Genomic DNA, 12,997 nt, shown 5'->3' on the forward strand with positions numbered 1-12,997 from the left:
ATGAAGCAAAATCAGTGGCACCTTTGGCTGATTTTACGTACAATAGTCGGGAGAGAGGAGTTTATTTCGTGAACTTACCCAATCAATTAACCGTCTTACGTATTTTTATGATCCCGATATTTATTCTGGTCTTGGTATTGCCCATTGATTTAGGCACTATGACCGTGGGAGATGTTGTGTTGCCTACCACCCATCTAGTCGCAGCGATTTTGTTTGCTGCCGCAAGTATCACAGATTGGTTGGATGGCAAAATTGCGCGTTCAAGAAATTTAGTGACCAATTTTGGTAAATTTGCCGATCCTTTAGCAGATAAGATGCTGGTCATGACTGCGTTCATCATGCTTGTTGAATTAGACAAAGCACCAGGATGGGTCGTATCGATCATTATTTGCCGCGAATTGGCGGTAACTGGTCTGCGCTTGCTATTAGTAGAACAAAGCGGTGAAGTGATGGCTGCTGCTTGGCCAGGTAAAATCAAAACGGCCACACAAATGGTGGCAATCATATTCTTATTCGTCAACAATTTGCCATTCGCATTGATCGGCATTCCAGTGGATCAAATCATGTTGTATCTATGTTTGATTTTCACCATTTATTCAGGAGTCGATTATTTCATCAAAAATACAGATGTCTTTAAAGGCTCAATGTAAGATTGTAAAGTTCAGAAGTTTTCTGGACTTTTTTTGTCAGTTAAAACAATCAAGTGCGTACTTGTATATGAAGGAGCAATAACATGAAAGCAGAAATCATCGCAGTCGGAACAGAATTACTTTTAGGACAGGTGGTGAATACCAATGCGACGTTCTTATCAGAGGAATTAGCCGCACTAGGCATCGATGTCTATTACCACAGTGTAGTTGGAGATAATCCAGAGCGATTGTCAGAGTTATTGGTCACTGCCGACAAGCGCAGTGAGTTGATTGTATTATGCGGCGGTTTAGGGCCAACAGAAGATGATTTGACCAAACAGGTCACTGCTCAACACGTAGGGCAAGAATTGGTGAGAGATCCCGCAGGTTATGCGCAATTAGAAGCCTTCTTTAAAACGAGAAAGGGTATCATGACCGAGAACAATTTGCGGCAAACCCTCGTCTTCAAAGACGGAATCCCACTGCCGAATAACAATGGCTTAGCTGTAGGCATTTTTTATCAAGATGAGACCCATACATACTTGCTGTTGCCTGGTCCGCCAAGCGAGTTGAAAACAATGGTATTAGAACAAGTCAATCCATTGTTGAAACGTGCCTTCCCCCAAAAAGAACAGTTGATTTCTCGTGTCTTGCGTTATTATGGGATTGGCGAATCTGCATTAGCTGCGGAGCTGGCCGATTTGATCAATGAACAAACCAATCCGACCATAGCCCCTTACGCGAAGCCCAATGAGGTCACGTTGCGTCTGACTGTGAAAACATCGGATCCAAAACAAGGCATCAAGCAGCTAGATCAATTGGAAAGTGTGATCCAAAACCGCGTCGGCAGATTCTTTTATGGGTATGGAGAACAAAACGCACTCGTAAATGTTGTGGTTGATCTATTGAAGCAAAAAGGAAAAACGGTCACAGCGGCAGAAAGCTTGACGGCTGGTTTGTTCCAATCTACCTTAGGGACGGTTCCAGGTGTGTCTGAGGTCTTTCCAGGGGGCTTTGTGACTTACTCAGCAGCAATGAAGAGTAAACTCTTAGACATCGATCCAGTGTTGCTGACGCAGCATGGCACAGTCAGCCGTGCATGTGCTGAAGCAATGGCTGTACAAGCACGGCGAGCAGCAGGGACGGACTATGCGGTTTCTTTTACAGGGGTTGCAGGTCCTGAGCCTTTAGAAGGTCAGCCAAAAGGGACTGTGTGGATCGCGTTAGCTTCCGAATCAGGGGTGACTAGTGATGTGTATACCTTTAGCCGTGACCGCGCCTACATTCGGCATAGTGCAGTTATGGCGGGCTTAGATTTAATACGTAAGGAATTATTAAGGTAATGCGAATGTTTGTTCGTTTTTTCTTGCAATTTTATGTGAGAAGGGCTATTATTATCTTATGAATGACACACGAAAGTGATGACTATATAAGGGGGATTATCCGTTTGGCAGATGATCGTAAAGCAGCCTTAGATGCTGCGCTAAAGAAGATTGAGAAGAACTATGGTAAAGGTGCCGTGATGAAACTTGGTGAGAAAGTAGACCAGCAAATTTCTACGATCCCAAGTGGTTCATTGGCGTTGGACGTTGCATTAGGTGTAGGCGGCTTTCCAAGAGGTCGGATCATTGAAGTCTATGGTCCAGAAAGTTCAGGTAAGACAACAGTTGCTTTACATGCCATTGCGGAAGTCCAAAAAAATGGCGGAACTGCAGCCTTTATCGATGCAGAGCATGCATTAGATCCACAATATGCACAAAAACTAGGCGTGAACATCGATGATTTGCTTCTATCACAACCTGATACAGGTGAACAAGGATTAGAAATCGCTGATGCACTGGTTTCCAGTGGCGCTGTTGATATTGTCGTGATCGACTCAGTCGCTGCGTTAGTACCACGCGCAGAGATCGATGGCGAAATGGGTGATGCCCATGTCGGCTTGCAAGCGCGTTTGATGTCACAAGCATTGCGTAAACTATCTGGATCGATCAACAAAACCAAAACGATTGCGATTTTTATCAACCAAATTCGTGAAAAAGTCGGTATCATGTTCGGTAACCCAGAAGTAACGCCTGGTGGTCGGGCGTTGAAATTCTACGCGACGATTCGTTTAGAAGTACGTCGTGCAGAACAATTGAAATCAGGTACTGATATCATCGGGAACCGCACAAAAATCAAAGTAGTCAAAAATAAAGTGGCGCCACCATTCAAAGTCGCTGAAGTAGATATGATGTACGGTTTAGGTATTTCTCAAGAAGGTGAATTGTTGGATATGGCAGTGGAGAAAGATATCGTAGACAAGAGCGGTGCTTGGTATGCTTATAAAGGGGATCGTATTGGACAAGGTCGTGAAAACGCCAAAAACTATATGCGTGAACATCCAGAAATGATGCAAGAAGTTTCTACACGGGTTCGAGATGCCTATGGTATCGGTACGGGTGAAACGATTGAGATCGAAGAAGGGCAAGATGAATTGCCATTAGATGAATAATCTTCAAATAAAAACGAGCCAAACAACTTTGTTGTTTGGCTTTTTGGTTATCAGTTCCTTAAAACAAACGGTTATTGTCTTTGTAAAAAGCGATGTATAAAGCACGTTGCATATCATTTAAAAGTTGACACTCTTGTGTTCAAACATTAGAATAAACTTATGTGGTTTTCCACATAGCGGTAGACTATTGATAATTTTGTTATCATTTACTTATCAAAACTACAAAATATTTAAAAAGATAGTATGGAGGTGGATTCATTGGAACTACTTTACATTCTCCTCGCTATCATCGGTTTAATTGTCGGTCTTGGATTAGGAGTTTTTGTGACGAAATCTCGTCATGAGAAAGAAATCAACGGTGCACAGAATTCAGCAACTGGGATTATCGAAAGCGCTAAGAAAGAAGCAGAAACTCTAAAAAAAGAAGCATTGTTAGAAGCTAAGGAAGAAAATCAGAAGTATCGGTCAGAAATTGAAAGTGAGTTGAAAGAAAGCAAACTTGATTTAAAATCACAGGAAAATCGGATACTCCAAAGAGAACAAGTCCTTGATCGCAAGGATGATTCTTTGGAAAAACGAGAACGCTCACTTGAAGATAAAGAAGGCAGACTTAGTGAGAAACAACAATTAATTGACGAGCGAGAAAAAGAAGTAGAAAACTTAATCGATGGACAACAGCAAGAACTTGAACGAATCGCTGCTTTGTCTAGAGATGATGCAAAAGAACTGATCATGAAATCAACAGAAGAAGAACTCAATCATGAGTTGACGATCATGGTCAAAGAAGCAGAGCAACGTGCCAAAGAGGAAGCAGATCGAAAAGCGAAAAATCTGTTATCACTTGCTATCCAACGTTGTGCAGCTGATCAAGTCTCAGAAACAACCGTTTCTGTCGTTTCATTGCCAAATGATGAAATGAAAGGGCGTATCATTGGACGAGAAGGACGGAATATCCGTACTTTGGAAACATTGACGGGGATTGACTTGATCATCGATGATACACCAGAAGCAGTCGTTCTTTCTGGTTTCGATCCAATTCGTCGTGAAATTGCCCGGATGACCCTTGAGAAATTGATTCAAGACGGTCGTATCCATCCGGCACGTATCGAAGAAATGGTTGAAAAATCACGGAAAGAAATGGATGAAAATATTCGCGAATTCGGCGAACAAGCTGCATTTGAAGTTGGCGCCCACACATTGCATCCTGATTTGATCAAGATTTTGGGTCGCTTGCGTTTCCGTACCAGTTACGGACAAAATGTTTTGAACCACTCGATTGAAGTAGCAAAACTAAGTGGTGTTTTAGCTGCTGAATTAGGTGAAGATATCCAGTTGGCCAAACGGGCCGGTTTGTTGCATGATATCGGTAAAGCACTGGATCATGAGATCGAAGGTTCCCACGTTGAGATTGGCGCTGAGTTAGCAGCCAAATACAAAGAGAATGCAACAGTGATCAATGCGATCGCATCTCACCACGGCGATGTCGAAGCCACTTCGGTCATTTCAGTCTTGGTAGCTGCCGCAGACGCACTATCTGCAGCTCGACCAGGTGCACGTAGCGAATCATTAGAAAATTATATCCGTCGTCTGCAAAACTTAGAAAATATCGCCAACAGTTTCAAAGGTGTTGATTCCAGCTTTGCGGTCCAAGCAGGACGTGAAGTACGGGTAATGGTCAAACCTGAACAGATTTCCGACTTAGACGCTGTTCGATTGGTACGTGATATTCGTAAGAAAATTGAAGATGATCTGGATTATCCAGGCCATATCAAAGTAACTGTTATCCGAGAAACCCGGGCAACAGATTACGCGAAATAAAAAAATGCTAGGCATCGTGCCTAGCATTTTTTTATGAAAAGAAGGAAGGTCCCTTTAAAGGATCTTCCTTCTTTTATTTGAGGGATTTGCTTGATCAAATCTTTCTGCGTCGCGCGAAATCAACAAATCGGAATTTGTCTAAGCGATGAATCGATTCTGTATACTCGAAGCAACGCGTATCTTCTAAATAAACCAAGCTGCGGACTGTGACTACGTGTTGATCATCTGGATGCAGATCCATTAAATCACGCAATTCTTTATTTACTGGATCGACCGTAATTTCCTTTTGCGCATAAGCAATCTCTAACCCTAGATCATTTTCGAAATAATCGTATATCGACACTTGTGCCCGTTTCTCCGGCAAAGTTTGAATAATCGAGGCATCTAAGTAGTCTTTATCCAAAATAACCACTTCACCATCGATTTTTCGTTGGCGCACTAGTTTCCAAGATTCAGCAGCAACTGGCCATTCTGTAATCTCATGCAGTTTGGGTGATACTGCTATTTTCCGGATTTCCACCACTTTGGTTTCACTAGGGATGCGCTGGGTTTCTTGCAACTCTCTAAAACTCGTTAGACCAGAAATAGGGAAATCAAAACGGTTAAGGTCCAAAACAATGGAACCTTTGCCTTGTTTTTTTTGAATATAGCCGGCATTCCTCAAGAGATTTAATGCTTTACGAACTGTTTCCCGAGATACACCATACGTTTGAATCAGTTGATTTTCACTTGGCAACAACGTATGGGGGGGATATTCTTTGGCCACGATTTTTTGTTCTAAATCTAAAAATATTTCTTTGAACTTATTCATTCGACAGCCTCCTCACAAGTTATTATAGCGAGGCATTTTTGGAAAAGCAATCTGCTATTTTGATAGCAATTCGTCAATGTTCAACTCTGTCAGTTTTTCGACAATGATATCAGCTCCGTGAAGTTCTTCTCCAGAGTACACACCTACTGCATACATCCCAGCAGCTTTGATTCCATCAATACCCGCTTGCGCATCCTCAAAACCAATTGCTTCAGCAGGATCAATACCTAATGCAAGCGCTGCTTGAACAAAAATCTCTGGATCTGGTTTGCCTTTTTTTAGTGTGGCTGGATCTACGATCGCATCAAAATCTGACATCACGCCAAGCTTATCAAGAATAAATGGTGCATTTTTAGATGCTGAAGCAATCCCGCAAGGAATGTTTTTTTCTTTCGCTTGGTCTAAGAATTCTTTGACACCAGGCAATAGATCATCTGGCGTTAGACTTTGCAGCAGTTGTACATATTGGGTATTTTTTTTGGTTGCCAATGCTTCTTTTTCGATTTCAGTATAAGCATCATTTTTGTTTCCTAGAGATAGAATACGTTCTAAAGAATCCATGCGGCTGATTCCTTTGAGTTGTTCATTAAACTTTAAGTCGATGTCGATGCCGATTTCAGCAGCCAATTCTTTCCAAGCAATATAGTGATATTTGGCCGTATCGGTGATGACACCATCTAAATCAAATACAAAACCTTTTTTCATCTGTAGCACTCCTTTTAGTAAGTAATTGTTTGTGGTTCATTTGGTACTAAATGATATTCAATACCTTTGATAAGAATCGTTTCAGGGCGATCCACTGTAATTGTCAATGTTTCATGTGTAACATTGATCTGGTAATGTACATTTCGGACGCGCAATGAGAAAGCCAATGCTTCCCAAGCTTTTGGCAAGTTAGGTGTGATTTGGACCAATTGTTCTCTGATATCGATACCAGCAAATGTCGTTAAAGGAATAAACAATGTTGCAGCCATCACACCAGCATGGATGCCCTCTGCTGTCGTTCCACCTTGTATGTCACGATAGTCGGAAGATAGCGCTTCTTGGTACAATGACCAAGCCAATTCTTGATTGTCTACCATAGCAGCCAATTGGGCATGGACGATGCGAGAAAGTGTAGAACCATGAGAAGTTCGTTGTAAATAATAGTTGAGATTTTTTTCCACATAATCAGTTGGTAATTCATAATCCAAATCAGTCAAAATTTGATTGACTTGTTGTTTAGAGAAATTATAAAAAATCATCAAACTATCTGCTTGTTTGGCTACTTTATAAGAATCTGCACTCTTGCCTTCCGCATTTAAAATACGGTCCATCCGATAAATATTGCCGTATGTTTCTTTATAATGGTCCCAATCTAGATCTTCCAGTTGGAAATAGCCTTCGAATTGAGCGATAATCCCTTCAGAATCAATCTCTAAACCTAGTTTCGTACGGATAGCAGCCATTGTGTCTAAATCTGTTGCAGTCATTTCAGTTTTTTGTAGAATCGTCTGAAAGGTTTCGGCATCGATCGCTGCTTGCAAATGATCGATTTCTTCAAACAACCATACAACCATCATATTGGTATATGCATTGTTTTTCAAGCCACCGGTTTCGCTATCGGGGTAATTTTCGTGGAATTCATCAGGTCCCATGACTTTATCGATGAAATAGCGCTGTGCTTGGCTATCCCACGTTGCTGCACTTTGCCAGAAATGCGCAATTTCTAACATCAATTCTAAGCCGTAATCCGCCATAAATTGTTTGTCTTTGGTATTGTGCCAATATTGCCAGACGTTGTAAGCGATAGCCAACGAAACATGACGCTGCAAACGGCTATGGTCTTCTTTCCATTCACCACTGATTGGATTCAAATGTAATTCTTGAGATTGTTCACTGCCGTCTAGACCTGATTGCCATGGGAACATTGCACCTTGATAACCGGCTTTTTTGGCATCTGCTTTGGCTGCTGCTAGGCGACGATAGCGATAACGTAAGATTTCTTTCGCTGTATCTGGGAAATGCACAATGTAAAATGGCAGAATAAACAACTCGTCCCAAAAAATATGACCACGGTAAGCTTCACCATGCAGGCCCCGTGCGGTGATGCTGGCATCAAGTGACTCTTGATAGGCATTTGGTGAAGCAGAAACCAACACATGATACGTGTGCAGATTCAGCATTTTTTGCGACATCAAATCTCCTGAAACCTCAATTGCTGCGTCTTGCCATAATGTGCGCCACGCTTGTTGCGATTCTTGATACATTGCATCAAAGCGTGGAAGTTGCAACTCATTCCATGTGGTCGCGGGTTGTTCTTCGTCTGGGCGATAAGCTGCAACTGTGACAGTTTTTTCAAATTGATACGTATGTCCTTCTTCAACAGACAGGAGCAAGGACTGTTTTACAGACGATTCTGATACGTCAGACGTCATCTCTGATAGGGAAATATCGTCTGCAAATAGTTCAGAAGACTGGACGACTGTGATACGTGAGTTTGTGGTTTCTGCGACCAGATGAGCTTTTGTTGCCTCAGCATCTGTCGTAATCACTTGCAAGTGCTGATTGGTCAAACTGCGGTAACGCGCCACGTTATAGTTGTAGACAGCGCCATCTGCTTCACTGATCAATGTGATAGCGCCAGAAAAATTCAACGGCGTAAAGGTGTACATGATACTATACTGATGCACATCCTGCATGTTTGCGATTTTTTTTGTTTCGATTCTGATCCGCTTTTGTTTGCTGGTCTCGATATCAACGGTTGATTGGAATAAACCCGTCCGCAAATCCAATGTTCGTTTGAAAGAGTCGATTTGATTATGGGCAATATCAATCACTTCGCCATCGATTGCAATATACATTTTTTGGAGATTCGGCGCATTGACAAAATCTTCATTGTGGATCGTATGACCAGCAACTTCTGAAGCTGCAGTATTATACAAGCTAGCAATATATAAACCAGGGTAATTTTCTTCGCTGATCGCCATTTCAGGTGTAGTACCGCGCAACCCAATATAACCATTTCCAACAGTGAGCAATGATTCAACAGAATACTCGTCTTTGCCCGGTGTATACCCGTAATACTCTAGTGTCCAAGGAATGGCAGCACTTTTCTCCTCAAATGTCTCTTTTGTACCACAGACAAAAGGCTGATTTAATTTTTCGGTCAACCATTGATCAAGGGAAAACGTGCCTTCTTCATTGGTAAATACAACTGTTTCTGATAGAATGCCGCCAGATTGTGTGTCCTTTAAATAGGATGTAAGTGCCTGTACTCTTTCTAATAACGGTCCTGCAAAAGAAGTTGCTTTGTCATCAGCCTCTTGCAGCAACCACTGCGCATCGGACAATGTAATGATATTCACAGTAGATATCCTCCTTTAAACTTGTCTATACATGCAAAATGATTATATCTTATTTTGTAAGCTTTTACAATTTATCTTGACTGTTTTTTTATTTTTTTTCTGTTCATTTTAAATAAATAATAAAATGAATAGTATTATTTAGGCTTTATTATGCTGAATATAGGGAGTAGTTCATCTATTCTATTTTTTATTTTAAAAAAAACGGCGTGAAACGCTTGCAAAATATAAAATATCCAGTTATGATTATCTCGATATTAAAACATATATATACAAGTGTATATGAAAGGGGTTTATTAGGATGGGTAAGTATCACGATGATGCTGAAAAGCTATTAACGTATGTCGGCGGTAAAGAAAATATCGCGGCAGTCACACACTGTGCCACTCGGATGCGTTTTGTCTTGAATGATCAGTCAAAAGCAGATGAAAAGGCAATCGATGACATTGCAAGTGTAAAGGGAATGTTTACCAATGCTGGGCAGTTTCAAGTAATCATAGGCAACGATGTGTCCTCTTTTTACAATGATTTCACAGCTGTTTCTGGAATTGAAGGCGTTTCAAAAGAGCAAAGCAAGTCAATCGCAAAGAACAACCAAAATCTCGTTCAACGTGCTATCGGTACATTAGCAGAGATTTTCACGCCACTATTGCCAGCAATCATTGTTGGGGGGCTCATGCTTGGTTTGCGGAACTTTTTAGAAGGCGTACCATTAGGCTTTTTAGGTGACCAAACCATCACACAAGCATCTACATTTTGGAATGGCGTCAATGGATTTTTATGGTTGCCTTGTGAAGCAATCTTCCACTTCTTACCAGTAGGGATTACTTGGAGTATCACACGGAAAATGGGTACCACACAAATATTAGGTATTGTTTTAGGTATTACATTGGTTTCACCGCAATTATTAAATGCTTACTCTGTTAGTTCAACAAGTGCTGCAGACATTCTCCAAAATTATACGTGGGACTTCGGATTCTTTACAATTGAAAAAATAGGTTACCAAGCACAAGTTATACCAGCTATGTTGGCCGGTTTCTTATTGGTTTATCTTGAACGATTCTTCCGTAAATGGATTCCAGAAGCTGTATCAATGATTTTTGTTCCTTTGTTCTCTTTATTACCAACTATTTTAGCGGCTCATATGGTCTTAGGTCCGATCGGTTGGCAAATTGGATCAGGCATTTCTTGGGTCGTGAATGCCGGATTAACATCACCGCTTAACTGGTTGTTTGGCTTTATTTTCGGCGGCTTATATGCGCCGTTAGTAATCACTGGTTTACATCATACAACCTTAGCTATTGATTCCCAATTGGTTGCTGATTTCGGGTCAACCAACTTATGGCCGATGATCATGCTATCAAACATTGCACAAGGAACAGCTGTTTTTGCGATTTGGTTCTTACATCGCGGCAATAAAAAAGAGGAACAAGTATCTGTTCCAGCAACAATCTCAGCATATATGGGGGTAACAGAACCTGCAATGTTCGGGATCAACCTGAAGTATGTGTATCCTTTCGTTGCAGCAATGATTGGTTCAGCTTTTGGTGGTATGCTGATCACAGCAACGAATACCCGTGCATTAGGTATTGGGGTAGGCGGTCTACCTGGATTCTTATCATTTAAAATCGAAAATTATCCAATGGTCTTCTTATCAATGGCGTTAACGATTGTCATTACCTTTGTCTTTACACTTATTTTGAGAAAAGTGAAGTTTTTGAATAAATTAGAACCAGATTTGGCGCTTGTAGATGCTGGTAATGTATCTGAAACAGCAACTACTGAAGCAACTGTTGCAACACCATCAGCTGTTTCTGCAACTGAAGAAACACTCTATGCACCAGCAGACGGTCAAGTGATCGCAATCACTGAAGTATCAGATCCAGTTTTTTCACAAAAAATGATGGGTGATGGCTTTGCTGTTCAACCAACAGATGGCACGGTTTATGCACCGGTAGCCGGAACAATCTCCAGTATTTTTGAAACCAAGCATGCGATTGGTATTCTAACGCCTGGCGGCGCTGAAGTACTCGTTCACATGGGCTTAGATACAGTGGAATTAAAAGGCGCGCCTTTTGAGATCACAGTAGCTGAAGGCGACACAGTGACACCTGACACAAAAATAGCTGTCATGAATCTAGATGCAGTCACAGCAGCTGGTAAACAGACGGATATTTTAACAGTCTTCACCAATGCAGAGAAGGTCAATCAACTTTCACTCGCAAAAACCGGTACTGTTCAAGCAAAAGATCAAATTGGGTCTGCTACATTAAATTAAATGGATACAAAAAAGTGCGTCGTTGGCTTCTTCCTATTGAAGCCAGCGACACACTTTTTTATTTTGTCATGGTTTTTGGTCGAAAGAAGTAGTGAAGCATAAAGAAAAGAATGAGTAAGACCAATGCCCAAAGCACAAACATAGCGATTTGAGAACCAATGATCGTACCTTGCAAATAACCAGCGTTGCTTTGTGCTAGATTAATGATCGTCGCAACAATGGCCGTGGCAACTGCACCAGAAAATTGTTGCAGTGTATTGAAAATCGCATTGCCATCCGCATACGATTCCGGTGTTAATTTATTTAACCCAGTCGTCATCATATTGCTATAGGATAAGCCGATGCCAATCATGTAAAATATGTGACCGGCTACTAATCCCCAAATAAATATACTGCGGAGTAAAAGTGCCAAAGCCAACCAACCGATGACGATGAGTACCATACCCAGTAAAATCGGTTTTTTAGGACCAACTTTGTCCAATAAACGTCCGGCAATTGGCGCCAATATTGCACCGATCGCAGCCCCTGGCAGCATAATCAAACCAGCTGTAAAGGCATCTTTACCTAAAACGATTTGAACAAAATTCGGCAAGACGAAAGATACGCCTAAGAGCAGAAACTGACACACAAGAAACCCAAATAAAAAGAGGCAGAAGCTTCGATTTTTTAAGACGTCTAAGCGAATCAAAGGATGCGGTCCTTTGGCCCGTTGCCAGAACAATCCCAGTCCCATGAAGCCCACAACCAGCGGTACCAGACTAGCGATTGTGCCCAATTGATTCAGGAAAAGCAAGAATCCGCTGAAGAGCATCACGATGGACAGCACACTGAGTACATCTAAGGTGGCATTTTTCGGTGCCGTATTTTTGGGGATCGATGATAATCCAAGAAACAGCGAAATCACTATCACCGGAATCAAAAATAAAAATATGGCATTCCAAGACCAATGGGCTGTCAGCAACCCGCCATACGTCGGCCCAATCGCAGGAGCGATCGATGTGGTCAAGTTGCCCAATCCAATCGTTGCACCTCGTTTTTCATACGGGGAGTAAGTCAAAATGATGTGAAACATCAAGGGCAGCGCAATACCGGTACTGGCACCTTGGAACAAACGGCCCAGCAATAAAATGGCAAAAGTCGGCGACAAAAAGTCAATCACCAATCCTGCCAGAAAGAACATATTGGCGGCTAAGAATAAGGTTCTTAATTGAAACCTCTTCAGAAGAAAAGTCGAAATAGGGACGATGATCGAAATCACCAATAAATAAATCGTTGTGACCCACTGGACGTCCGAAGTCGTGATGCCAAATTGTTGAATCAAGGTAGGAAAGGTCACGTTCATAGCTGTTTCTATCAAAACACCAGCAAATGACATCAATCCGGTTGCGAGGATAGCCCCCACGAGTTTTTTGTTGTTTTCCATACATTCACCTCTAAAAATTCGCAGAAAAAGAGACCGTTTCTATTTACATAGAAACCGCCTCTCTCTCGACAAGCGTGACCGCTTGTTATCTGTACGATTTAATCTAATAGCTATTTTACTGATTCAGAGGAACAGTGTCAAGGGGTACGCTTGAAAAGCGATGAAAAACTTCTTTGAAAATTTACAATTTTTTGCTTACACGA

Annotated in this window: 9 protein-coding genes; 5 read left to right on the forward strand and 4 right to left on the reverse strand. The window is 41.5% G+C overall.

Translation table 11 applies throughout. The features are described from left to right. The first annotated feature begins 68 nt into the window (after window positions 1-68). The 4 genes from pgsA (at window position 69) to rny (ending at window position 4,938) form a co-directional block, all read left to right on the forward strand. The gene (gene pgsA / locus A5886_RS00335) at window positions 69-650 is read left to right on the forward strand and encodes a CDP-diacylglycerol--glycerol-3-phosphate 3-phosphatidyltransferase (protein WP_086273126.1); all 582 of its coding nucleotides are present in this window, start codon (window positions 69-71) and stop codon (window positions 648-650) included. Window positions 651-733: 83 nt separating this feature from the next. Next, entirely contained in the window at window positions 734-1,972 is a 1,239-nt protein-coding gene (locus A5886_RS00340) for a competence/damage-inducible protein A (RefSeq protein ID WP_086273127.1), read from the forward strand. Window positions 1,973-2,076: 104 nt separating this feature from the next. Then, on the forward strand, window positions 2,077-3,120 hold the full coding sequence (gene recA, locus A5886_RS00345) for a recombinase RecA (protein ID WP_086273128.1): 1,044 nt from the start codon (window positions 2,077-2,079) through the stop codon (window positions 3,118-3,120). 243 nt (window positions 3,121-3,363) lie between these two features. After that, a complete protein-coding gene (gene rny / locus A5886_RS00350) occupies window positions 3,364-4,938 on the forward strand; it encodes a ribonuclease Y (protein ID WP_086273129.1) in 1,575 nt (524 codons plus the stop codon). A gap of 94 nt (window positions 4,939-5,032) precedes the next feature. Here rny and treR read toward each other — a convergent pair whose 3' ends face one another. Genes treR through A5886_RS00365 form a run of 3 tightly spaced genes read right to left on the reverse strand, consistent with a single transcriptional unit; the run spans window position 5,033 to window position 9,096 of the window. Beyond that, window positions 5,033-5,749 (reverse strand): trehalose operon repressor, encoded by a 717-nt coding sequence (treR, locus tag A5886_RS00355; RefSeq protein WP_086273130.1) that lies wholly within the window; start codon window positions 5,747-5,749, stop codon window positions 5,033-5,035. 54 nt (window positions 5,750-5,803) lie between these two features. After that, a complete protein-coding gene (gene pgmB / locus A5886_RS00360; RefSeq protein WP_086273131.1) occupies window positions 5,804-6,454 on the reverse strand; it encodes a beta-phosphoglucomutase in 651 nt (216 codons plus the stop codon). Window positions 6,455-6,468: 14 nt separating this feature from the next. After that, window positions 6,469-9,096, reverse strand: a complete 2,628-nt coding sequence (locus tag A5886_RS00365; RefSeq protein ID WP_086273132.1) for a glycoside hydrolase family 65 protein — start codon at window positions 9,094-9,096, stop codon at window positions 6,469-6,471. Window positions 9,097-9,394: 298 nt separating this feature from the next. Between A5886_RS00365 and treP the strand changes: the two genes are divergently transcribed. Continuing rightward, window positions 9,395-11,371: a PTS system trehalose-specific EIIBC component gene (gene treP / locus A5886_RS00370; RefSeq protein ID WP_086273133.1), complete on the forward strand. Its 1,977-nt coding sequence runs from the start codon at window positions 9,395-9,397 to the stop codon at window positions 11,369-11,371. 58 nt (window positions 11,372-11,429) lie between these two features. Here treP and A5886_RS00375 read toward each other — a convergent pair whose 3' ends face one another. After that, window positions 11,430-12,794: an MFS transporter gene (locus tag A5886_RS00375; protein WP_086273134.1), complete on the reverse strand. Its 1,365-nt coding sequence runs from the start codon at window positions 12,792-12,794 to the stop codon at window positions 11,430-11,432. Window positions 12,795-12,997 lie beyond the last annotated feature (203 nt).

This window comes from Candidatus Enterococcus testudinis (genome assembly GCF_002140915.1).
In the GTDB taxonomy this organism is placed as follows: Bacteria; Bacillota; Bacilli; order Lactobacillales; family Enterococcaceae; genus Enterococcus_D; species Enterococcus_D testudinis.

Bases quoted from the DNA above. Each gene is read 5' to 3' on its own strand.
- A5886_RS00375 (WP_086273134.1), bottom strand. From the start codon at position 12,794: ATGGAAAACAACAAAAAACTCGTGGGGGCTATCCTCGCAACCGGATTG.
- treP (WP_086273133.1), top strand. From the start codon at position 9,395: ATGGGTAAGTATCACGATGATGCTGAAAAGCTATTAACGTATGTCGGC.
- rny (WP_086273129.1), top strand. From the start codon at position 3,364: ATGGAGGTGGATTCATTGGAACTACTTTACATTCTCCTCGCTATCATC.
- treR (WP_086273130.1), bottom strand. From the start codon at position 5,749: ATGAATAAGTTCAAAGAAATATTTTTAGATTTAGAACAAAAAATCGTG.
- pgmB (WP_086273131.1), bottom strand. From the start codon at position 6,454: ATGAAAAAAGGTTTTGTATTTGATTTAGATGGTGTCATCACCGATACG.
- A5886_RS00340 (WP_086273127.1), top strand. From the start codon at position 734: ATGAAAGCAGAAATCATCGCAGTCGGAACAGAATTACTTTTAGGACAG.